General features: G+C 35.3%; 23 protein-coding genes and 1 pseudogene. 11 read left to right on the forward strand and 13 right to left on the reverse strand.

The window, feature by feature from the left end; genetic code table 11:
• Window positions 1-250: 250 nt before the first annotated feature.
• From Q0K80_RS05745 to Q0K80_RS05760, 4 genes are all read right to left on the reverse strand, one after another.
• Window positions 251-1,021, reverse strand: coding sequence for a class II aldolase/adducin family protein (locus tag Q0K80_RS05745; protein ID WP_174794905.1), 771 nt, complete (start codon window positions 1,019-1,021; stop codon window positions 251-253).
• A 218-nt stretch (window positions 1,022-1,239) separates the two neighbouring features.
• Window positions 1,240-2,592 carry a PTS transporter subunit IIC gene (locus Q0K80_RS05750; RefSeq protein ID WP_294604271.1) on the reverse strand — a complete coding sequence of 451 codons (1,353 nt, stop codon included), beginning with the start codon at window positions 2,590-2,592 and terminating at the stop codon, window positions 1,240-1,242.
• A 22-nt stretch (window positions 2,593-2,614) separates the two neighbouring features.
• Entirely contained in the window at window positions 2,615-2,935 is a 321-nt protein-coding gene (locus tag Q0K80_RS05755) for a PTS galactitol transporter subunit IIB (RefSeq protein ID WP_294604273.1), read from the reverse strand.
• The gene (locus tag Q0K80_RS05760; RefSeq protein WP_294604275.1) at window positions 2,932-3,390 is read right to left on the reverse strand and encodes a PTS sugar transporter subunit IIA; all 459 of its coding nucleotides are present in this window, start codon (window positions 3,388-3,390) and stop codon (window positions 2,932-2,934) included. The genes Q0K80_RS05755 and Q0K80_RS05760 overlap by 4 nt, the downstream gene beginning before the upstream one ends.
• A 162-nt stretch (window positions 3,391-3,552) precedes the next feature.
• Between Q0K80_RS05760 and Q0K80_RS05765 the strand changes: the two genes are divergently transcribed.
• The 6 genes from Q0K80_RS05765 to Q0K80_RS05790 all read left to right on the forward strand — a co-directional run bounded on the left by Q0K80_RS05765 (window position 3,553) and on the right by Q0K80_RS05790 (window position 9,747).
• Window positions 3,553-4,296, forward strand: a complete 744-nt coding sequence (locus tag Q0K80_RS05765; protein WP_238786746.1) for a DeoR/GlpR family DNA-binding transcription regulator — start codon at window positions 3,553-3,555, stop codon at window positions 4,294-4,296.
• Between the two features lie 20 nt (window positions 4,297-4,316).
• Complete coding sequence (locus Q0K80_RS05770; RefSeq protein ID WP_294604282.1) at window positions 4,317-5,270, forward strand: 1-phosphofructokinase family hexose kinase; 954 nt, start codon at window positions 4,317-4,319, stop codon at window positions 5,268-5,270.
• Between the two features lie 351 nt (window positions 5,271-5,621).
• Complete coding sequence (locus Q0K80_RS05775) at window positions 5,622-6,590, forward strand: ABC transporter substrate-binding protein (RefSeq protein WP_294604284.1); 969 nt, start codon at window positions 5,622-5,624, stop codon at window positions 6,588-6,590.
• A 459-nt stretch (window positions 6,591-7,049) separates the two neighbouring features.
• The gene (locus Q0K80_RS05780; protein WP_294604286.1) at window positions 7,050-8,018 is read left to right on the forward strand and encodes an ABC transporter substrate-binding protein; all 969 of its coding nucleotides are present in this window, start codon (window positions 7,050-7,052) and stop codon (window positions 8,016-8,018) included.
• A gap of 30 nt (window positions 8,019-8,048) precedes the next feature.
• On the forward strand, window positions 8,049-8,966 hold the full coding sequence (locus Q0K80_RS05785; protein WP_294604288.1) for an ABC transporter permease: 918 nt from the start codon (window positions 8,049-8,051) through the stop codon (window positions 8,964-8,966).
• Entirely contained in the window at window positions 8,944-9,747 is an 804-nt protein-coding gene (locus tag Q0K80_RS05790; RefSeq protein ID WP_294604290.1) for an ABC transporter ATP-binding protein, read from the forward strand. Before Q0K80_RS05785 ends, Q0K80_RS05790 begins: the two co-directional genes overlap by 23 nt.
• A gap of 160 nt (window positions 9,748-9,907) precedes the next feature.
• Here the strand turns inward: Q0K80_RS05790 and Q0K80_RS05795 are convergent, their stop codons facing one another.
• On the reverse strand, window positions 9,908-10,654 hold the full coding sequence (locus Q0K80_RS05795) for a DeoR/GlpR family DNA-binding transcription regulator (RefSeq protein ID WP_294604293.1): 747 nt from the start codon (window positions 10,652-10,654) through the stop codon (window positions 9,908-9,910).
• Window positions 10,655-10,813: 159 nt separating this feature from the next.
• On the opposite strand from Q0K80_RS05795, the gene Q0K80_RS05800 reads away from it, so the two are divergent.
• Genes Q0K80_RS05800 through Q0K80_RS05820 form a run of 5 tightly spaced genes read left to right on the forward strand, consistent with a single transcriptional unit; the run spans window position 10,814 to window position 14,274 of the window.
• A complete protein-coding gene (locus tag Q0K80_RS05800) occupies window positions 10,814-11,677 on the forward strand; it encodes a class II fructose-bisphosphate aldolase (protein WP_294604296.1) in 864 nt (287 codons plus the stop codon).
• Window positions 11,678-11,680: 3 nt separating this feature from the next.
• Complete coding sequence (locus tag Q0K80_RS05805; protein WP_294604297.1) at window positions 11,681-12,100, forward strand: PTS fructose transporter subunit IIA; 420 nt, start codon at window positions 11,681-11,683, stop codon at window positions 12,098-12,100.
• Window positions 12,101-12,117: 17 nt separating this feature from the next.
• Entirely contained in the window at window positions 12,118-12,615 is a 498-nt protein-coding gene (locus tag Q0K80_RS05810) for a PTS sugar transporter subunit IIB (protein WP_294604300.1), read from the forward strand.
• A 4-nt stretch (window positions 12,616-12,619) separates the two neighbouring features.
• A complete protein-coding gene (locus tag Q0K80_RS05815) occupies window positions 12,620-13,438 on the forward strand; it encodes a PTS sugar transporter subunit IIC (protein ID WP_294604301.1) in 819 nt (272 codons plus the stop codon).
• Entirely contained in the window at window positions 13,435-14,274 is an 840-nt protein-coding gene (locus Q0K80_RS05820) for a PTS system mannose/fructose/sorbose family transporter subunit IID (protein ID WP_294604303.1), read from the forward strand. Before Q0K80_RS05815 ends, Q0K80_RS05820 begins: the two co-directional genes overlap by 4 nt.
• 89 nt (window positions 14,275-14,363) lie before the next feature.
• Here the strand turns inward: Q0K80_RS05820 and Q0K80_RS05825 are convergent, their stop codons facing one another.
• The 8 genes and pseudogenes from Q0K80_RS05825 to Q0K80_RS05860 all read right to left on the reverse strand — a co-directional run bounded on the left by Q0K80_RS05825 (window position 14,364) and on the right by Q0K80_RS05860 (window position 20,761).
• Window positions 14,364-15,383 (reverse strand): alpha/beta hydrolase, encoded by a 1,020-nt coding sequence (locus tag Q0K80_RS05825; RefSeq protein WP_294604305.1) that lies wholly within the window; start codon window positions 15,381-15,383, stop codon window positions 14,364-14,366.
• A gap of 320 nt (window positions 15,384-15,703) precedes the next feature.
• Window positions 15,704-15,949, reverse strand: a complete 246-nt coding sequence (locus tag Q0K80_RS05830; protein ID WP_294604307.1) for a hypothetical protein — start codon at window positions 15,947-15,949, stop codon at window positions 15,704-15,706.
• A gap of 5 nt (window positions 15,950-15,954) precedes the next feature.
• Window positions 15,955-17,100: pseudogene (dgoD, locus tag Q0K80_RS05835) on the reverse strand (galactonate dehydratase).
• A gap of 24 nt (window positions 17,101-17,124) precedes the next feature.
• Window positions 17,125-18,522, reverse strand: a complete 1,398-nt coding sequence (locus Q0K80_RS05840; RefSeq protein WP_294604309.1) for a PTS transporter subunit IIC — start codon at window positions 18,520-18,522, stop codon at window positions 17,125-17,127.
• A gap of 11 nt (window positions 18,523-18,533) precedes the next feature.
• Window positions 18,534-18,827, reverse strand: a complete 294-nt coding sequence (locus Q0K80_RS05845; RefSeq protein WP_294604311.1) for a PTS sugar transporter subunit IIB — start codon at window positions 18,825-18,827, stop codon at window positions 18,534-18,536.
• Window positions 18,820-19,293, reverse strand: coding sequence for a PTS sugar transporter subunit IIA (locus tag Q0K80_RS05850; protein WP_294604313.1), 474 nt, complete (start codon window positions 19,291-19,293; stop codon window positions 18,820-18,822). Before Q0K80_RS05850 ends, Q0K80_RS05845 begins: the two co-directional genes overlap by 8 nt.
• Window positions 19,294-19,307: 14 nt before the next feature.
• A complete protein-coding gene (locus Q0K80_RS05855; RefSeq protein ID WP_294604314.1) occupies window positions 19,308-19,925 on the reverse strand; it encodes a bifunctional 4-hydroxy-2-oxoglutarate aldolase/2-dehydro-3-deoxy-phosphogluconate aldolase in 618 nt (205 codons plus the stop codon).
• Between the two features lie 2 nt (window positions 19,926-19,927).
• Window positions 19,928-20,761: a PTS sugar transporter subunit IIA gene (locus tag Q0K80_RS05860; protein ID WP_294604316.1), complete on the reverse strand. Its 834-nt coding sequence runs from the start codon at window positions 20,759-20,761 to the stop codon at window positions 19,928-19,930.
• Between the last annotated feature and the right edge of the window lie 2 nt (window positions 20,762-20,763).

Genomic DNA, 20,763 nt, shown 5'->3' on the forward strand with positions numbered 1-20,763 from the left:
TGATAAACTTAAACTTTTGGCTAATTGTTGAGTTGTTATAGCCTTATTATTAACACATTCTCTAACCAATCTGTTATAAACTCGATTTTTTGCAATTTCCATTTTTGCCTTCCTGAAATGACATCTTATTAACGAAAAAACCTGATCAAAATGATCAGGCTTACACAAAAATCTTGAATAATAGTTGCATTCAACGCAAAAGTATTATATTGTCAAAGTGGTCAAACTTTGTAAGAAGGGTACTATTTATTTAGTCGCCCTTTTTATTTTGCGCAGTTTTTTTATTATAGAGGGCTTTACCAGCTTTAACATCTTCCCATGTCCCAATTTTGGTTCCTTCTGAGTAATAACCGTCTAGCACACCTATTTGTTGGAAAACAGTCTGCTTATAAGCAACTTTAGCATTATATTCGGTAATATCAACATCTGCTAAAGATTTATGCAGAGCAGTCAATGGATCCATGTCCTTACCACCGGAGGTAAATAAAGTACCGTGAGAATTTAAAATGAACCCATTTCTTAAAGCCTTAGCACCTAATTTCTTTATTTCAGCGGAAACATATTCTGCCAGTTCTTCAGTGCACATTGGATGCCAATTTAAAGTACGAATTTCTTTTAACTTTTGAGTTGCTTCGGTTACATTTGGCATATTTAAGCCACTCGTACCCCAGAACATACATTGATCAGCATGTGAGTGAAAAACACACTTAATTTCAGGATTAGCATCATATATTGCTTCATGCATATTAATTTCTCTGGTAACCTTACCGGTGCCAGAAATCACTTTACGCGTATGAGGTTCAATGACAAGAATTTGATCTGCATTCAAGTAACCCATATAAGCTTCTGACATCATTGTTGGTGTCATCACATAAAAGAATTTTCCAGTTTCATCTTGAACCTTAATACTGATATTGCCACCAACAATGTTAGTGTCTCTACGTTCCATTACTTCACGGACAACTTTTGCTAAATCATTTCGCTCGTATTCAAAAGGAATTCTTCCTGCAGGATATTTCATAAATTATTTTTCCTCCTCATTTTATTTTTAGTTGACATACTTTTTTTGGTAAAAAGGGTATCACTTCCCTTCTTGTTAATTAGTAATCCTAAAATAATAACGAAGACATTTATCCAATAAATTTTAGAAATAATTGCATAACTGAATAAACCAAATGTTAAAAAACTTAAACAAGTCCAAAAGACTTTTTTGTTCATTAATTTATCCATTATTTAGTCCTACTTTAATTTACTGTATTTCAGGGCTGGAATTGGATTTTTCTTAAATGAACGATAAAGTAACCAGAAAAGAGCAAGTAATGCAACTAAGCCAATAATTGCCCAAATATTACCTTTTCCTGCCCATGCCATCACAAATCTCAATTCTGGAGCTTCAATTGAACTCCATGATACTTGTGATCCTGCAGGTACTTTAATAGAAGTGCTGGATTTTGCTAATTTTGTAAAGATATTAGCAAAATATGATGCACCATAAAGAAAAACAGGTTCATAGATAACACCTAAAACAAGCATTCTCAAAAGATTACCACCAGTAAGAAGCAATCCACCTACACCAATACAGTAATTGATGACACCTGCAATTGGGAGAATAGTATTACCAGGCAAAATCGCTGCATAAACAATTGATACTGGGATCATTAACACCATAGTTACCCATAACTCGGTACTTTGTCCCAAAATAGGCCAATCTAGTCCGATTGAGAACGTTCTACCTTTAACGTGTTTTTTCATAAAGTCACTCATAGTAGAACCAAATGGAGTTAAAGCATCCATGAAAAATTTTGCCATAACTGGAAAAATAGCCATGACAGCACCAACAGTTACGGAAAGATTAAGTGCGTCACCTATGCTGTAACGACCTGCTAGCGCAAGAACTAATCCAATAATTGCTCCCATTGTCACTGGTTCACTGAATACACCAATTTTACGTTTTAATGAAGAAGCATCCCATTTACGATTAAAAATTGGTATATAATCCATCAATTTATTAATAGGAGACATTATAATTGCCGTAAACGCTTCAATGTGAGTTACAGTAACTCCCTCATAACCAAGCATATTGGCAATTTCTTTACTCCACATATCACCTAATTTCAAACAAATTACAACTTGGATAGCTCCACAGATGAAACCCCAGATTAAACTGCCAGAAATTTGATAAACCATATAACCAGTTAAGGCGATACCCCATACATTCCACATATCGGCATTCATTGTATCCGTCATTTTAGCCAATAGCATGACCAGATTGACTACAATTTCTACTGCAAAAAACAGAAAAGCTAATGTCCAGCTCCATGTAATAGCAGCAGCACCAGTCCAGCCAAAATCAACTGCTGGCAGATTAATGCCAGTATATTTAGCTAATGCTTTGGCTGCCGGACTAACAGTTTCAGTCAATTGATTAATGGCCATTGACATCCCAATAAATCCGGTACCTAAATAAAGACCTGAAAGTATCGCTTTAGATGGTTTCATTCCAAAGATTAATCCCAAAATTATAATTAAAATTGGAATCAAAACCTGAGCACCAACTCCCAAAATTCCTTGAACTATACCGTTCCAATCCATTTAACTCACCTCTATTTACAGATTATTTTGCCTGTTTAACAATATCCGCCACATTTTGATTAGCTTCTTCCTGCCCCATTCCGGTCAACCAGGGCAAACCCACCATTCCTACAACGTTGTTGGCGTCAAGGACTTCCTGCAGTTCAACATCAGCTTGTGCTATACCAACATAAATAATGACACTGCTATCATTTTCAATTGTTGTCTTGGCCTCACCAATTGGCTCAGGTGTAGCCTTCGCCAATTGATCTAAACCATTTTCTGTCAAATAATCATTAATTTTATTTGCTACTTGGGGACTGGTAGCAACACCAGTTCCACAACAAACCAAAATAGTTTTCATTTTATTACCTCTTTAAATTTATTTTTGACAATTTGAAGCATATCTTTAGTGTTTCTTGTATCCATATAAAGTTTGACAAAATCCTTATCTTGAAATGCAGATATTATTTGTGCTAATAGTTCAGGTTGTTTTGACCCGTTTTTAAGGCCTAAAAATAAGAAATCATTAGCATCCATGTCTGCATTATCTCCCATTTGTTTAAGCTTTAATGGCTTAATGGTACGACCAATATAAATAAATGGCTTTTCAACATATTGTGGATCAACATGTGGTAAGGCTAGTGAAACCTGTGGAAATTTAAGTCCAGTTGGATATGAAAGCTCCCTCTTTTCCAAATTTGATATGTATCCAATCCTGGCAAAATCAAGTTTAATTGCACGAGAACCAACTAAATCAAAAAGTTGTTCTTCTGTTTCAACTGAAATATTTAAATCAATTAATTTTTGATAAAACACTGCAAGACCTCCTTTCACTTTGAATACGTTTTCAATATAATACTAAGTTCGAACAATGTCAACCTTAATTTAACAAAGTGTAACAAAGTTGAACTTTATATGTTATAAAATGTTTGATATACTACTAAAGTAATGATAAAATCGGTAAAAAGAAGTGATTATTTGAGTTTACAAGAAAAAAGATTAACAGAGATAAACATTCTGTTACGTAAAACCGGTTTTATGACGACAGTTGACATTGCTAAAAGTTTGAATGTTTCTTCAATGACCGTAAGACGTGACCTAAAGCGTTTAGAAGAACAAGGAAAAATTACAAGAATTTATGGCGGTGCACAAAGTAACTCTCGAACTGAGTCAACTACAAATGAAAAATTGCAAAAAAATATTTCTGAAAAAAAAGAGATTGCTAAATTATTAGCAAAGCAAGTAACTAATAATTCAACAATTTTTTTAGGGGCCGGTACAACTTTGTTAATGTCTGTTCCTTTATTACTTTCGAAGAATTTAACTTTTGTAACTAATAGTTTGCCGGCATTTAATGAAATTAATAAAAGTAAATGTCGTCTATTTTTGACAGGTGGGGAACTACATAGGAACACAGAAGAATTTTTGGGTGAAAAAGCTGAAAACATCTTTGAGGGTTTAAATTTCGACTATGCATTGTGCTCAACTAATGGAATCTGTGATAATAGTGTAACTACTAGTACAATACCCGAAGGAAATATTCAAAATATAGCAATTTCCCATGCAAAAATGTCTTTCATAGTGGCAGATCATACCAAACTAAATCATTCTGATATCATCACCTTTCGTGATCTCGATAAATTTGATCTTTTGGTTACGGATCCGAAAGTTACTCCTGAAGATGTTAAAAAATATTCAAAATATATTAAAATCATACATTAACTTATAGGTTAGGAACAAAAATGGAAATTACAGTTACAGTTAATCCTTCAGTAGATCGTTTATACGAGTTAAAGCAGCTGAAAGTAGGACAATTAAATAGGGTTCAATTGATCAAAAAAATGGTCGGTGGTAAAGGCATCAATGCTGCCAGAGTTTCTGCTAATCTTGGAGCCAAAACTGTAGCCACAGGGTTCTTAGCTGGCTCAAATGGCAAATATATTTTAGAACAAGCTAAAAATGACCAGTATAAATGTAAATTTATTGAAACTAACGGTAACACCAGAAATTGTTACACTATAATTCAAAGTAACGGTGAAAAAACAGAAATAAACGAGTATGGAGACCATATTTCTCTACAATATTTCAATCAATTATTAGAGACTATAGAGCAATTAATTACTAAAAATAGCGTTGCAGCAATTTCTCTAAATGGCAGTTTCCCTCCTAGTGAGATTCATAATTTTTATCCGCAAATAATTGCCAAAGTTCGTGAACTTAATCCAAATATTAAAATCGTTTTGGATACTTCTGGAGAAGCCCTAGCTGACGTCCTAAACAGTCACTTTTTACCAGACTTCATAAAGCCCAATGAAACAGAAGTAGCAGAATTATTATCTTTTCCTGTTACTAAAAATTACAACGTAATAAAAGAAGAAATATTAAAAAGCAAACTGAAAAGAATTCCAAATATAATCGTATCTTTAGGAGAAAAAGGGGCACTCTTTAAACATGAACATGATTTTTATAGTGTTAAATTAAAACCAGTAAAAGTAGTTAATACTGAGGGCTCAGGTGATTCACTTGTTGGTGGTCTTTTATATGCCTTAGGTAAAAACTATGGATTTCAAGAAGCCATCAAATGGGCCATTGCATCTGGAACTGCTAATGCAATGGAAACCAAAACTGGCTTTGTACAGCTCAGCAAAGTACTCGAAATTATTAAAACCATTAAAATTGAACGAATTGCTGATTAACAATTTTTTTAACTGTCATGCTTAATAATTATAAAAGCAAAATTAGTTCTTGACTTTAATTTTTTATTTTTTTATAATACTGTTATCAAAGTTGGAGGTAATTCTAATGGTTACATTTAGTAAGCAACTAAATAATCGTTATTATCTTAGCTACTATAGATAAGAGTTTGAGTTCATCTAGGTGAATTCAAACGAAACTAAGTTTGAATTTATCTATGATGGCTAGGACTCTTTTAGTACGGTTAGCCACATAGCTTTCTAAGTGGCTAACCACAATCCAATTATTTGTTGGCAATTTAATTTCTGTGTACCCGCTTAGAAGTAAGTGGGTATTTTTTATGGAGGCACAAAATGCGTTTTAGAAAACTAATTACAGGAATTACAATTGTTAGTTTAATGGCTTTAGGAGGCTGCAGCAGTAAGAAAGCTAGTAAAAGTCCAGACGTGAAACACGTGGGCGTTTTGCAAGTAGTGCAGCATCCTTCTCTAGATAAAGCATACAAGGGCTTTAAAAAGGGCTTGAAGGAAAGTGGCTTTGTAGAGGGTAAAAATCTTAAGATTGATTACCAGAACGCTCAAAATAATCAAGATAATTTGAAAAGTATGAGTGAAAAACTGGTCAACGAAAAGTCAGATTTGATTTTAGGGATTGCTACACCGGCAGCGCAAAGCGTGGCGAATGCAACGCAGAAAATCCCAACTGTTGTCACTGCTGTAACTGATTTAAAAGCCGCTAAATTAGTTAATTCAGATGAGAAACCGGGTAGAAATATCACGGGCACAACAGATATGGTTTCAATTAAACGTCAGATCAAGTTGCTGTTGTCAATTGTGCCCAAGGCTAAAACTATCGGTATCATGTACAACGCTGGTGAATCAAACTCCAAAATTCAGGCTGACTTAGCAACAGCTGCACTAAAAAAAGCAGGAGTTAAAGTTTTGATCAAAACTGCAAATACGACTAACGATGTCCAACAAGTAACAGAAACTCTGGCTTCAAAAGTTGACGGTATTTTCGTTCCTACAGATAATACCTTTGATTCAGCAGCTTCAGTAGTTGGCAAAGTAGTTAAAGAAAAGAAAGTTCCTCTAGTAGCAAGTTCAGTTGATCAAGTCAAAACTGGCGGCTTAGCCTCAATCGGAATTGATTACGAATTATTGGGAGAACAAACAGGGAAAATGGCTGCGAAAATTTTATCTGGCAAAGCTAAACCTGCAAACATGCCAGTCGAAAAAGCACACGATATGAAATTAGTGGTGAACAAAAGTATGGCTAAAGCACTTGGAATTGATCCTAAATCAATTAAAGCTCCAAAATAAATTTGAAATAGACTGCCACAAGGGCAGTTCTTTTCATGTAAAACAATAACCAAGCTTAGAATTTTTACCCAAGATAATTTTAAAAAATCTGCTTAGGTTGAACATCTATTACAATTAATTTTATTATTCCTTGACTTTTTCTTCTTTATTTTTTATAATCTTCTCATTAAGGTTGGAGGTTGATCTTAATGAAATATTATATTAAACACGTCTCACAACTGAATAATCGTTATTACTTTAGCTATTTTAGATAGGGTTTGGGTTCATCTAGACGAATTCAAACCAGATTCAAGTTTTGAATTTATCTATGATGGCTAAAGTCCTTTAGTTGCGGTTAGCCACATAGCTTTCTAAGTGGTTAATCACAAATAATTATTAATGAAAATAATGCTTGTACACCCACTTAAAAATAAGTGGGTGTTTTTACGTTATGAAGATTAGATTTACGGAGGAAGAAAAATGCAAATTAAAAAATTAGTTATGGGAATGGCCTTAACCGGTCTACTGCTCTTAAGTGGTTGCAATAACAAAAAGTCTGGCAGTACAGCTACTGTCAAACATGTCGGTATACTGCAAGTAGTGCAACATCCCTCATTAGATGAAGCTAACAAAGGCTTTAAAGAAGGTCTGAAAGAGAAAGGCTATGTTGAAGGTAAAAATCTAAAAATCGATTACCAAAATGCGCAAAATAGTCAAGACAATTTGAAGAGCATGAGTGAAAAACTAGTCAACGAAAAATCAGATTTAATTTTAAGTATTGCCACCCCAGCAGCACAAAGCGTAGCAAATGCGACCCAAGATATTCCGATTGTGGTCACTGCCGTGACTGATCTGAAAGCTGCCAAACTAGTTAATTCAGATACAAAACCTGGCAGAAATGTCACAGGAACTACTGATATGGTTTCAATTGATAAACAAATCAAATTACTTTTATCAATTGTGCCTAAGGCGAAAACAATTGGCATTATGTACAATGCGGGCGAAGCCAATTCTAAAATTCAAGCTGATTTAGCTGTCAAGGCGCTTAAAAAAGCTGGAGTCAAAGTCTTAATTAAGACGGCCAACACTACAAATGATGTTCAACAAGTCACTGAAACTTTGGCCGGAAAAGTACAGGGAATTTACGTACCAACAGACAATACTTTTGCCTCTGCTTCTTCAATTATTGGTAAGGTTGTTAAGGAAAAGAAAATCCCGCTAGTAGCTGGTTCAACGGACCAAGTTAAAACTGGCGGTTTGGCTTCTATTGGAATAGATTATGAGGCACTCGGTAAACAAACCGGTAAAATGGCCGCTAAGATTTTAGATGGTAAAGCTAAGCCTAAAGATATGCCAGTTGAAAGGGCAACTGATTTGAAATTGGTAGTTAACAAGAAAATGGCAAAGGCACTTGGAATTGATCCTGCTTCAATTAAAGCACCTAAGTAAATTAAAGAAAGGCAGCGTGAAATAAAAGTTATGTTAAATACATTTTGGGAGTTATTACTTTCGTCTACTTCGCAAGGACTACTTTGGTCATTAATGGCAATCGGTGTTTATTTAACTTTTCGAATATTAGATTTAGCCGACATGACGGCTGAAGGCAGTTTTCCCTTAGGGGGAGCTGTTGCGACGATGTGCATTATTAAAGGTATTAATCCGATATTGGCAACAATTGCCGCATTTATTGGCGGGTTGATTGCGGGACTAGTTACTGGAATTTTGAACACCAAATTGCGTATTCCTTCTTTATTAGCAGGAATTATTACAATGACTGGATTATACTCCATTACTTCCAGAGTAATGCAAAACGCTGCCAACGTTTCATTGCTAGGCAAAAAGACGGTCTTTACAATTGCGCAAAATTGGGGCTTAAGTCGTAACAATGCTGTAATTGCAATGGGACTGATAATTGCACTTTTAGTTATTATGCTACTCGTCGTTTTCTTTAAAACTGAAATTGGCCTAGCTATGAGAGCTACTGGTGACAATCCGCAAATGAGTGCTGCCAACGGCATTAAAACACAAGGAATGAAAATTTTAGGTTATATGATTTCTAATGGCTGCATTGCCTTGTCAGGTGGACTGTTAGCACAAAATAACGGCTTTGCCGACCTTAACTCCGGTGTTGGAACTCTTGTTATCGGACTAGCTTCAATTATTATTGCAGAAGTACTTATTCGCAATCTGTCAATTGGTGGTCGTTTACTTACTTTAGTTGTAGGTGCCATCATTTATAGATTGATTTTAGCCTTGGTATTCCAGATGAATGTAGAACCGTCTGATGCAAAATTAGCTTCAGCTTTAGTTTTAGTTGTGTGCTTAACTTTGCCGAATTTCCATTTACCACGCAATCTTAAAGGAGGAAAGCAAAATGCCAGAAGTACTAAAGATTAAAAATTTACATCAAACTTTTGAACAGGGAACTGTTAATGAAAACCGGGTTTTACGCGGAATTGACCTTAATTTAGAAGCCGGAGATTTCGTGACTATCATTGGTAGTAATGGTGCTGGTAAGTCTACCCTGCTCAATAGTATTGCCGGAACGCTGCCCATTCAAGAAGGACAAATTATTCTAAAAGGTACCGATATTACAAAACTGCCTGTTACTAAAAGAGCAAAAAATATTAGTCGCGTTTTTCAAGATCCTAAAATGGGAACTGCGGTCAGATTAACTGTGGAAGAAAATTTGGCTTTAGCCATGAAGCGCGGACAGCACCGGAGGTTTCGACCTGGTGTTAAAAGTCAGGACAGAAAATTTTTCAAAAAGCAGCTTGCTCAACTCAATTTGAATCTAGAAAACCGCTTGGAAACTGAAATAGGATTGCTTTCAGGTGGTCAAAGACAAGCCATTACCCTTTTGATGGCAACGCTGCAACGGCCAGATTTGATTTTACTAGATGAACATACTGCTGCCCTTGACCCGCAAACTTCAATAACGGTCATGCAATTAACTGAAAAATTGATATCTGAACAGCATTTGACAGCATTTATGGTTACTCATAACATGGAAGATGCTATCCGCTACGGCAATCGTTTGATCATGTTGCATCAAGGTCGTGTAGAAATCGATTTGGCTGGTGAAGATAAGCAAAATCTAACTGTGCCTAAGCTAATGGAATTATTCCAAAAACACGTCGGCTCAGGCCTTGAAGATGATACGATTTTACTGGCATAATAAATATGCAAATTAAAATGAGGAACAGCTTTTAACTACTTTATAAGTTTTTAATTTCCTTAAAGCTTAAATATAACAATTACAACTAATTAATTTTATTAAATCTAATAAAGCCTACTAATGACTAATAATCATTAGTAGGCTTATTTTATTTATTAAACTAATACACTACTTCAACGTTATTCTTTTCAAATAATTTATTGTATTTTTTATCAGGTTTTTTATCAGTCACTATCGCAAAAATTTGACTTAATTCACAATCTTTATAAGGAAAAACCAGCCCCATTTTATTGCTGTCAATTAACAAAACCAACTTTTTGGTGCATTCAGTCAAAGTACGCTTTAGGCTGGATTCAGATTCAACTTTGTCAGTAACGCCATATTTTAAACTAAAACCACGACAGGATATGAAAGAAATGTCAAAGACATAATTTTTTAAATTTCTGGCTGTTAACATTCCACTCGAATAGGTGTCTCTTACATTGCCACCCATGATATTAACTTTGTTTTGAGTATGCAAACTCAAATAAGTGGCTGTTTCCAAGTTGGTGGTTGTAATGTTTAAGTCGTTAAAAGCATCAAGACTTTTGGCTAATACGTTGGCTGTACTGCTACTGTCTAAAAAGATGCTTTGCCTATTTTCAACATAACCAGAAGCTAATGCAGCGATATATTTTTTCTCGTTTAAATTAAGATGTTGCTTGATTGTTGTTGGAGTTTCAATCTCATTCGGTTTTAAAACCAGCGCTCCACCATGAATTCGTTGCACAAGGCCATTATTTTCGAGTTCTTTCAAGTCTCGTCTAATAGTACTGGCACTATAATGCATTACTTTTGCTAAGTCACTAATTGTTAAAAAATTTCTGTCCTTTAAGGTAGTTAATAATAATTTCTGTCTATCTTTCATCTTTAACCTCCACAACAAAATGATTAAAAAGTGTCAAAACTTGGAAAATAATCACCAAATTTTGACGTTTTTTCAATAAAGCTACCATCTATTGAAAAAGCAAACAATTACTTTAACATTGTATTTGTAAGCGAATACAAAAATGGAGGTTTTAAAAAAATGACGTTAGTAACTTTAAATGATATTTTACCAAAAGCCAAAAAAGAGGGGTATGCAATAGGTGCTTTTAATTATGCAGACATGAACACTGCACGAGGAATTGTTGCAGCTGCTGAAGAAGAAAAATCCCCAGTTGTGTTGCAAATAGCTGAATCACATTTTCCTTATTTGCCACTAAGAGAAGGTGGTAAATTAGCTTTGGATTTAGCAGAAAATGCCAGTGTTCCCGTTGTTGTTCACCTTGACCATGGTACAGACATGGAAACTTGCATTAAAGCACTGAGAATGGGATTCAGTTCTGTAATGCTCGACTTTTCCCAAAAGCCTCTTGCAGAAAACATTAGCAAGACAAAAGAAATTGTTGATTTTGCTCACGCATTAGGAGCAAGTGTAGAAGGTGAAGTTGGCGTGATGACCAGAGATGCTGGTAATGGTAAGCCCGACTACAATAACTTAACGGACAACTACACTACTGTAAGTGAAGCTAAACAATTTTATGAAGAGACCGGAATTGATGCAATGGCAATTTCATATGGTACGGTTCACGGAATATACAGGGAAAAACCCGTACTAAACTTTAATAGACTGCATGAAATTGCTGAAGCAGTACCAGTGCCACTCGTCGTTCACGGAGGTTCCGGATTAACGGATGAAGAATACAAAAACTCAATTAAAAATGGCATTAGCAAAATTAATTATTATTCAGTCATGTCATTTAATGTTACTAACGGATTAAGAGAATACCTTGATAGCAAAAAAGAGCAGCAGGTTTTCTTATATAATGCTGATCTAAAAATTATGGAGTTAGTAAAAGATGACATCAAAAATAAAATTGCAGTTTTTGGTTCAGCTAACAAGGCATAAATAATGAATAGTTTCCTAATTATTACTCATAGTACTTTGGCTGAAGGCTTTTATAATAGCACTAAATTTCTTAGTGGCTTAACTACTAATGTTAAATTTATTGATGCATACGTTGATGAGAGCGATTGGACTAAGGAAGCTGAAAAAATTATTTCAAGTCAAGATAAAGACAAGCAGTTGATTGTGTTAACTGATATTTATGGTGGAAGCGTTAATCAAAAAATGACTTTAATGCTGGCAAAATATCACTTTATCTTGATCACAGGAGTCAATTTGCCTTTAGTTTTATCACTAGTATTAGAAACGCAACCCTTAACTAAGGAAAAATGCGAGAATCTGGTTGAAGAAGCCAGAAGGCAATTGCAAATTATTGAGCCAATCAAATCGGACAGTAATGAAACTGATAGTGACTTTTTAAGTTGATAAGGAAGTAATGAATTATGATTAAAGAATTGCGAGTTGATGATCGCTTAATTCATGGCCAAGTGGCATTAACCTGGCCCGGGCATTTAGGAACTTCCCACATAGTTGTGGCTAACGATGCGGCGAGTAAAAATGAAATGCAGCAGAGTGCATTAAAAATGTCCGTTCAAGGTACAGCTAAAGTTCTGGTAAGAGACGTAGATGGAGCAATAAAGCTTTTTCAAAATCCTAAAGCCAAAAGTATTCCAATGTTTGTTGTAGTCAACCAGGTAAAAGACGCGGAAAGAATCTATTCGGGACTAAATGGTCAACAAATTGAAAGGATTAATATTGCAAACGTTGGCCGCTTTGATGGTGTAGACAAAAATCTCAAAACAGAAATCAATGGTTCGATTTTATTAACCACAGCTGACAAAGACGCAGCTAACAAGCTGTTAAATTCTGGAGCCAATGTTGTACACCAAGTTATACCTACAGACAAGGCAGAAAAATTCTCTAATTTATTAAAGGAGTAATGATATGTCGAATAATATAATTTTAGCCGCATTTTTATGTGGCTTAGCCGAATTTATTTGCTACGGTGGTGACTGGTTGTTAGGACAAAACATGGCAGACCAGCCTATTGTTGTGGGACCATTAGTCGGCTTGCTCTTAGGAGATTTACAAACCGGAATTATTTTAGGTGCCATGCTGGAAGCAACATTTATAGGTGCTGTAAATGTAGGCGGTGCTGTATCCTTAAACCCTTCAGTAGCAACCGTACTGGCTGTTGCTTATGCCATAATCGGTGGCGGTGACACAAAAGCTGCTGTAGCTTTAGCAATTCCAATGGGACTATTAGGTGGCCTGCTTGAAGTTGGAACCTATGTTTTATTTTCACTGTTTCAAGATTCCTGGACTGACGCAGCAGACAAAGCTAACGAAAAGAAATTAATCTGGCTTCATTATGGTGTTTGGTTTGCCAGATCACTAGTTTTCTTTGTAGCTGTATTTATTACCGTTGTGATTGGTGTTAAACCTGTTGCAGCATTTATTAAATCCCTGCCTTCTTTCGTGGAAAACGGCTTAGGTCTGACAGGTGGTTTGCTTCCAGCTGCCGGTTTCGCAATGCTTCTCAGCATGGTTTGGGAAAAGAAACTTGCAGTTTGGTATTTTCTAGGCTTTATTTTAGTTGAATATGTAAAACTGCCACTGCTGGCTGTTGGAATCATTGGCTTGGTTTTTGCAGTAGTCTTTGCATTTTATGATAAAGATATTTTTGACCTTAAACACAGCAAAACTGATACAAACAGTAATAAATCAGCCAGTCAGCAAGAAGAAGAGGACTTTCTATCATGACACAAGAATCTGCAACTAATAATAAAATTTCACCTACTGATAAAAAATTACTTCGTAAACTTTATCTTAGGTCTTTAACAATCGGTGCACCTTTACAATATGCCAACGAATATGGCTCAGGATTTGAGTATTCACTGTTACCATTTATTGATCATTACTATAAAAATGGCTCTGAAGAAAAACGGCAGGCACTAAAAAGACATATTGTTTTTTATAATATCACTCAATATGTGGGAACTTTTTGCCAGGGTTTAGTTGCCTCAATGGAAAAACAAGCTTCCCAGCATAAAGACTATGATGTTTCTTCAATCAGCGCCGTCAAGGCTAGTTTAATGGGGCCAATGTCCGGTATTGGCGACACTTTATTTTGGGGTATTTTAAGAGTTATTGCCGCTGGAGTCGCAATGACATTTGGAATGCAGGGTAACATTTTAGCTCCTTTCGTATTTTTATTAATCTACAACATCCCTGCACAGTGGTGTCGCTGGGAAATGACTAAATTAGGATTCTCAGTAGGCTCTGAATATATCACTGAAATGTATTCATCTGGTTTGTTGACAATTTTTACAAAGGCCGCTAGAACGCTAGGACTAATAATGCTTGGAGGGATGACAAGCAGCCTTGTCCAATTCAAGACAAAATTAGTATTTCATGTTGGTGGCGGTCAAGTGATCAACGTCCAAAATATTTTGGATTCTCTTCTTAAGGGGTTAGTGCCATTGCTAATAACTCTAGGCTGCTACTGGTTAATAGCAAAGAAACACATTAATTTCACGGTTGTTATCTTAGGCCTAATTATTTTCTGCATTTTATTAAGTGCATTAGGCATAGCCTAAACAATATAACTAAATTTAAATTAAATAATGGCAAGACTTTCTCAATTGAAAATCTTGCCATTTTTAATCTTGTCAGGTTAAATTTTATTTTATATTTTTGTGCCCTTGCCTCTAATAATCTGAGCAATGTCTAAACAGGTTTCTTTGGTTTGCTCTAAATAACCTAAACGGTCAAAAAAGCCGTGATCTAACCCTTTATACAAAATCTCTTGATACTCTTTGCCACACTTTTGCAATAATCTGGCAAAATATTTATTACTTGGTAAAAAGTAGTCAAACTCTGCTTCTATTAAAGTGATAATGGGCAGATTCTTAAAATCTTGAGCATATACTGGACTAACTAGTGGATCTGTAACTAAACTCTTATCAATATAAAGTGGCCTCATTAAGTTGGTAATATACATTATTTTGTTTAATCTGGTATGAATAAAGTTTTTATGTTTCTCGTTCATTTCGTATAATGAATAATCCCACTGGTAAAGTGTTTGAGAAATTTTTTGTAAATCAAGCGCACCATAAATTGAAATTATTTGCTTTATATAATGTTTTTCATCAAGTAGCCCACATCCAACGGCTAAGTTGCCTCCAGCACTATCACCAGCAACAAAGATTTGTGAATTGTCAAAACCTAAATATTTTTGGTGGCTAACAATCCACTCCACTGCTTCACAAGAATCATGCAATGCACCTGGAAAGGGAGTTTCAGGAGCCAAACGATAATCAAGAGAAATAACAGTGCAGTTAGCCTGTTCTGCAATTAACCGGCATTGATTTAGCAATGTGGAACTATTGCCTCCAATAAACCCACCACCATGCAGATATAAACAGGCATTAGGTGTGCAATGGACACTAGCAGGCCTGCAAACTATAGCAGGTATATACCTATTTTGACATTGAATCAGAATACTTCTTTCACTAATTTGTGAATTGGTCAAATCTTTATTGGGTGAACCCATGTCATCTCTTACGTTTTGGAAGTCGATAGTGCTTAAATCAATACGAGCCATGGCGCTTTGGTCAGAAAGAGCTGGTTTATTTTTAGTTCTTTCTAAAACTTTAGGGTCCAGTAAGCCCCATTTTTCTCCGTAAGCCGTGCTTCTGATAATCATGGTTATCCCTCCAAGACTCTAAACCAAATTGCATTTTTTTACTTTAATAATATACTAACATTTAATAGGAATACTTCATATAGATAATTGTAATTATCAGCTTTTAACTTGAACTTTATCTGAGCAATTTGTTTTTGTGAGAAAATATTTCTTAGTGGCCTCAACACTGCCTTTAATAACTAGACAGGTTGAATTATTTTTTCTGATATAAAAGTGAATTCTAGTAAAATTATCATTCTTATCTTCAGGTTCAAGCTCTATTTTTTGATATTTAGCTAAATTACTGTTCAGGCTGCCAATCATAAAAGCCTGATTATTACCTAAGCATTACCTAAGCCCTCCGGAACAAAACCACAAAATAATATTAGCAAGATTATTGAAATTAGTTCTAACTTGGCATATTTTGCCTGTGACCAAAATAAGATAACTATCATGACTGAAACAATCACTGCCATTATCATTCTTACATAATTAGTGCGAGCCATAACAATAATTTTATTTGCATTTTTAAGACCGTTAACAATTATAATCAGAACGAACCCTAGTATTATCACTGCTTCGTCCATTTATCTTACCATTCAGCAATAGTACCATCATAATTAACCCAAGATGGATTATTCCATACCAGTCCTTCTTGAGCTACTTCTTTGATCTTATCTTCATCCATTTCAATTCCAAGACCTGGTCCCTTAGGAATATCAACGAAACTGTCTTTATACTGAAAAATTTCTTTATTCTTTACGAAATCGAGCAAGTCAAATCCTTGATTATAGTGAATTCCTAAACTTTGCTCCTGAATAAACACGTTGGGCGTGCAAGCGTCAACTTGGAAAGTGGCAGCTAACGCTACCGGACCATACGGAGCATGAGGCGCAACGGCCATATCACATGCTTCTGCCATTGCGGCTATTTTACGTTCTTCCAGTAAACCGCCACAAAGTGAAATATCTGGCTGAACTATATCAACTGCACCTTGTTTGAAAATATTTTTAAATCCCCATCTGGTATATAGCCTTTCTCCTGTTGCAATTGGTGTTGAAACTTCATTTGCAATTTGAGCAAAATACTCTTCGTTTTCGGGCAAAACTGGCTCTTCAATAAACATCGGATGATATTCTTCTAAAGCTTTAGCTAAAACTTTTGCCATTGGTTTGTGCACGCGGCCATGAAAGTCAATTCCAATGGACATGGCATTGCCAAACTTTTCTCGAATAGAAGCAACCCTTTCGACAGCTGCGTCTACCTTTTCCAGTGAATCAATGTAATGCATTTCAGAAGTGGCATTCATTTTCACCGCTCTGAAGCCTTTATCCCATCGCTCCTGAGCCATTGCCACTACATCAGACGGACGATCTCCGCCAATCCAAGAATAGACTTTAATCTTATCCCTCACGGCTCCGCCTAAAAGTTCGTAAACAGGTAGATTTAAAGCCTTGCCTTTAATATCCCACAAAGCCATTTCTATACCTGAAATTGCAGTGCCATTAATTGGGCCACCACGAAAGAATGAGCGATGAAGCCGTTACCAAATTCTTTCAATTTCAAAAGGATTTTTGCCAATTAACTTGCTACACATTTCTTTTACGCCAGTCACAACAGTTTCAGTTTTAGTTCCAGAAACTAGTTCTCCCCAGCCCGAAATACCTTCATCAGTATTAATCTTAATAAAAATCCATCTGGGCTTTACTTTATAAACAACAAAATCAGAAATCTTCATAATAATTTATCCCCATATCTAAAGTTAATCTTTTGCCTTCATAGCATTTTCTGCTGCTTCGGCCTCTTTATTGATGTGTTTAACTTTATCAGAGTAGTACCAGGTCAGTGCAATTACAATCAATAAAACGGGAACGCAAAATTCAGGATGCCAAGTAAAGCAAAAATAAACTATAAAGCTTTGAATCATTGATGTGGCAGCAAAAGATGAAATTAACAAACTGCCACCAGTAGATAATTTGATCCCTACTGATTTAGCAATAGCCGTTAAAACCGGTGAAGTTGCTGAACCACACCATAGTAGTGAAGCAGTGACAGCCAATCCAATAACTATATTTTTGAGCAGGTTTCCATTAGTTAAGGCCACAACCATGGCTACTCTAAAGGGAACAACTGCCAAATCAGCAAATGGTAAAACATGGTTACCAGGCAAAACAACAGCCATAGCGATAGTTAACGGAATTATAATTAATGCAGTTGTAATTACATCTGGATTACCGACAATAACTGCTGCATCCAAACCAATAAAGAGTTTCCTACCCTTAAATTTCTTTTGAGACCACTTTTGAGCTGATTCGGAAATAGGCATTAACCCTTCCATGAACATTGAAGTCATCTTAGGGATTAACACCAATACGGCTGACATGCTAACACCTAATTGCAAAATCTGCTGTAAACCGTATCCGGCAAAAATGCGAATAGCCAAACCGATTAGTAGTCCCATAATCATGGAATCACCAAAAAATCCTAGATATTTTTGCGCATCTTTAATACTAAACTTTGACTTTCTAAAAAATGGAATCTTATCTAGAAGCCAGTTTAAAGGCACAGCAATCACAAGTGATGACAGAGCCGATACAGTTGGTAATGAAACACCAGGAATATTGAAAAATTTCTGAACCATTGGTTGTGACCAATCAGACATTTTAAAAGTGACAATTGCCATGACGGCAACACTACCAACAGCCAATAAAACATTTTTGGTAACAAAATAAACCATAATACCAACTATAGCCATATGATGGTAATTCCATATATCAACGTCTAAAGTATGCGTAGCTTTTAAAATCAACAAAATAATATTAATGAATAAAATTACAAAAATTAAAATTGCAATAATTGGTGAAGCCCAAGTAACAGCAGCAATTGATCCCCAACCAACATCTAAAGCATTTAGGTGAACATGCGTCCTTTCTACCATTGCTTTTGCTGCAGGACCGATATTTGTCGTCATAAAGTCTAAAACGAGCTTGATACCAGCAAAACCTATCCCTAATGTTAGGCCTGACTTGAAGGCTGCCGATATTTTCAAGCCAAATATTAGCCCTACTATTGTAATAATTATCGGTAGCATAACGGTGGGGCCGCAATTAATAACAAATTGGAAACCCGCCATAAATGAATTGGCGATTTGTGACCACATAATTTATCCTCCTATGGTTCTTGCTTTGTTAAAGCATCTTTTATTTCACTCAATGTGTCATCAGCGCCAACTCCTGTTAATAAGGACAACCCGAGAATGTAGGGGGTGCCATGCGTATCCCCACTGAATTGACCTGTTGTCACCAAAAGATCATAATTTGCTACCTTGCTTGGTACCTCCGTTAACCTGGTTTGCGTTGTTTGAACATCAACACCATTTTCAGATAAATATTTTTTTATTTTGCTGGCAACTACTGTTGATGTTGCAATGCCATTTCCACATGCAACTAATATATGTTTAGTCATTTTTATCTCCTATAGCTGACTGAACAAGCTGTAATAATTTTTGCTTTGTTTCAGCCTGCAAAAACTCTTTTCTTAACTCTTCGTTTTGTACAATATCCGCAACCTTCTGCAACATTTTTACCTGGCTGTGTGGTTCTGCGATAACCAGCATGATTACTATTCTTACAGGAATATCTTCCTTTGTATTTCCCATATTTTTAAATTCCACCGGCTCTTTCAGTGTTGCAACTGCTAAAGTAGTTTTATTAACCAAATCAGCATTTGCATGCGGAATTGCAATAGCTGGTTGTGAAGAAGGTAATCCTGTTGGAAATTTTTGTTCTCTTTCTAGTAAAGCCTTTTTATAACCCTCTTTGACATAACCATTTTCATATAATTGATCAGCCAAAAAGGTTTCAATTTCTCTACTAGTCTTAAAATCAATATTTCTATAAATTAAATCTTCATTTAAAATAATATTTTCCAATCCGCTTCTCCAACTTATGATTTTTCTACCAGATTTACTAATGATTGATGTAAATTGGCAATATTTAAACTTTTTAAATCTTCTTTATTAAATGCGTTAGAACCAATACCCACATATTGAGCTCCATTTTCAAAAAATTCGTGGATATTTTTTTCTGAAACTCCACCTACCGCCATTAAGCGTAATTTTCCCAGAGGAGCTTGTATATTCTTAAAAAATCTTGCTCCTATATCAACCGCAGGGAAAACCTTAATGATATCAGCACCATAACTATCCATTCTAAAAACTTCAGTAGGTGTCATAACACCTGGAATAGTTACAACTTCACGTTTCTTAGCATATTCAATCATTGCCTTAGTAAATTGGCAGGCACTTAAAATAAATTTTGCCCCTGCATCTATTGCAGCAATTTCTTCCGAAAAAGTCAGGACAGTACCAGCGCCAATTAAGATTTTTTTACCAAACTTTGAATTCAATTCTTTTATTTCTTCAACCGCTTGATGGGTATTCATCGTTACTTCAACAGCAAATTTATCTTCCAGCCCTTCTAGTGCTTGAAGTACTGCATCAGACTGCTCGGAAGAATAATTGCGCATAATAATAGTATATTTGGGATAGTTTTCTACTTTCACATTCAATCGCCTCTTTCTACATATTCTTTAAGGATTGTAAACGCCTGTTCAGAAGTATTAGTATTCAATAATTTATTAATTTCTCTATCATTCGTAGACAAATTTGCTAGCTGATTAATTGCATTTAGATATCTGTCCATATGAAAAAAAGCAATGGGAGCAATTATTCTAACTTTCTTACCATACGGTAATTTAATAGGATAATGCGAAATTAATAGAGAAATGCCATCATCTTTTATTCCTTTTTCAGGAACAGCATGCGGTATAGCCATATCTTGACCTAAAAAACTATAGTTATATCGATTAGATATTTGATCAACCAGTTCGAAATAGTACTGGTCTTCTACCTTGTTGTCCTCAATTAAAGGTTCCAGTGCTTGATACAAAGCATCTTTCCAGTCTGTTTTTTTAGAACTAATTACCTTAATATATTTCTCTTTGATGTAACTCAATAAATTTGGTAGCTTACCAGTGTCTTCACTTTTCCTATCATTTTTTTCAGAATCTGACAGTAAAATACTTATAATTTCATTACGTAATTTTGCTTCATCATCAACTTTGGTATATTTTGCTATTAAATTTAAAAGGGCATTTAATTGGTAATCAACCTTTTCTAATCCCAAATCCTTCAATACCCGATAGCGTAAAGTAGTTTTTTCAGAAGAAGTCATGTTGGGTTTTACAATATAATTGCGTAATTTAGTTTTTAAGGGCATATTTGAAAATACAATGTTAAAGTCATGATCTGACTCGGAAAATTCCCTTGAAGACATAGTGCCTAAAAAACTTATTTCCGGAAAAATATTTTTTAAGATCTTGATCAAAATATTAGACATTA

It is taken from the genome of uncultured Lactobacillus sp. (assembly GCF_945290125.1).
Lineage (GTDB): Bacteria > Bacillota > Bacilli > Lactobacillales > Lactobacillaceae > Lactobacillus > Lactobacillus rizhaonensis.

Coding starts and splice junctions, on each gene's coding strand:
- Q0K80_RS05815 (WP_294604301.1), top strand. CDS start 12,620: ATGTCGAATAATATAATTTTAGCCGCATTTTTATGTGGCTTAGCCGAA.
- Q0K80_RS05805 (WP_294604297.1), top strand. CDS start 11,681: ATGAATAGTTTCCTAATTATTACTCATAGTACTTTGGCTGAAGGCTTT.
- Q0K80_RS05820 (WP_294604303.1), top strand. CDS start 13,435: ATGACACAAGAATCTGCAACTAATAATAAAATTTCACCTACTGATAAA.
- Q0K80_RS05750 (WP_294604271.1), bottom strand. CDS start 2,592: ATGGATTGGAACGGTATAGTTCAAGGAATTTTGGGAGTTGGTGCTCAG.
- Q0K80_RS05775 (WP_294604284.1), top strand. CDS start 5,622: ATGCGTTTTAGAAAACTAATTACAGGAATTACAATTGTTAGTTTAATG.
- Q0K80_RS05825 (WP_294604305.1), bottom strand. CDS start 15,383: ATGATTATCAGAAGCACGGCTTACGGAGAAAAATGGGGCTTACTGGAC.
- Q0K80_RS05860 (WP_294604316.1), bottom strand. CDS start 20,761: ATGTCTAATATTTTGATCAAGATCTTAAAAAATATTTTTCCGGAAATA.
- Q0K80_RS05770 (WP_294604282.1), top strand. CDS start 4,317: ATGGAAATTACAGTTACAGTTAATCCTTCAGTAGATCGTTTATACGAG.
- Q0K80_RS05795 (WP_294604293.1), bottom strand. CDS start 10,654: ATGAAAGATAGACAGAAATTATTATTAACTACCTTAAAGGACAGAAAT.
- Q0K80_RS05810 (WP_294604300.1), top strand. CDS start 12,118: ATGATTAAAGAATTGCGAGTTGATGATCGCTTAATTCATGGCCAAGTG.
- Q0K80_RS05790 (WP_294604290.1), top strand. CDS start 8,944: ATGCCAGAAGTACTAAAGATTAAAAATTTACATCAAACTTTTGAACAG.
- Q0K80_RS05785 (WP_294604288.1), top strand. CDS start 8,049: ATGTTAAATACATTTTGGGAGTTATTACTTTCGTCTACTTCGCAAGGA.
- Q0K80_RS05780 (WP_294604286.1), top strand. CDS start 7,050: ATGCAAATTAAAAAATTAGTTATGGGAATGGCCTTAACCGGTCTACTG.
- Q0K80_RS05845 (WP_294604311.1), bottom strand. CDS start 18,827: ATGACTAAACATATATTAGTTGCATGTGGAAATGGCATTGCAACATCA.
- Q0K80_RS05745 (WP_174794905.1), bottom strand. CDS start 1,021: ATGAAATATCCTGCAGGAAGAATTCCTTTTGAATACGAGCGAAATGAT.
- Q0K80_RS05840 (WP_294604309.1), bottom strand. CDS start 18,522: ATGTGGTCACAAATCGCCAATTCATTTATGGCGGGTTTCCAATTTGTT.
- Q0K80_RS05800 (WP_294604296.1), top strand. CDS start 10,814: ATGACGTTAGTAACTTTAAATGATATTTTACCAAAAGCCAAAAAAGAG.
- Q0K80_RS05830 (WP_294604307.1), bottom strand. CDS start 15,949: ATGGACGAAGCAGTGATAATACTAGGGTTCGTTCTGATTATAATTGTT.
- Q0K80_RS05755 (WP_294604273.1), bottom strand. CDS start 2,935: ATGAAAACTATTTTGGTTTGTTGTGGAACTGGTGTTGCTACCAGTCCC.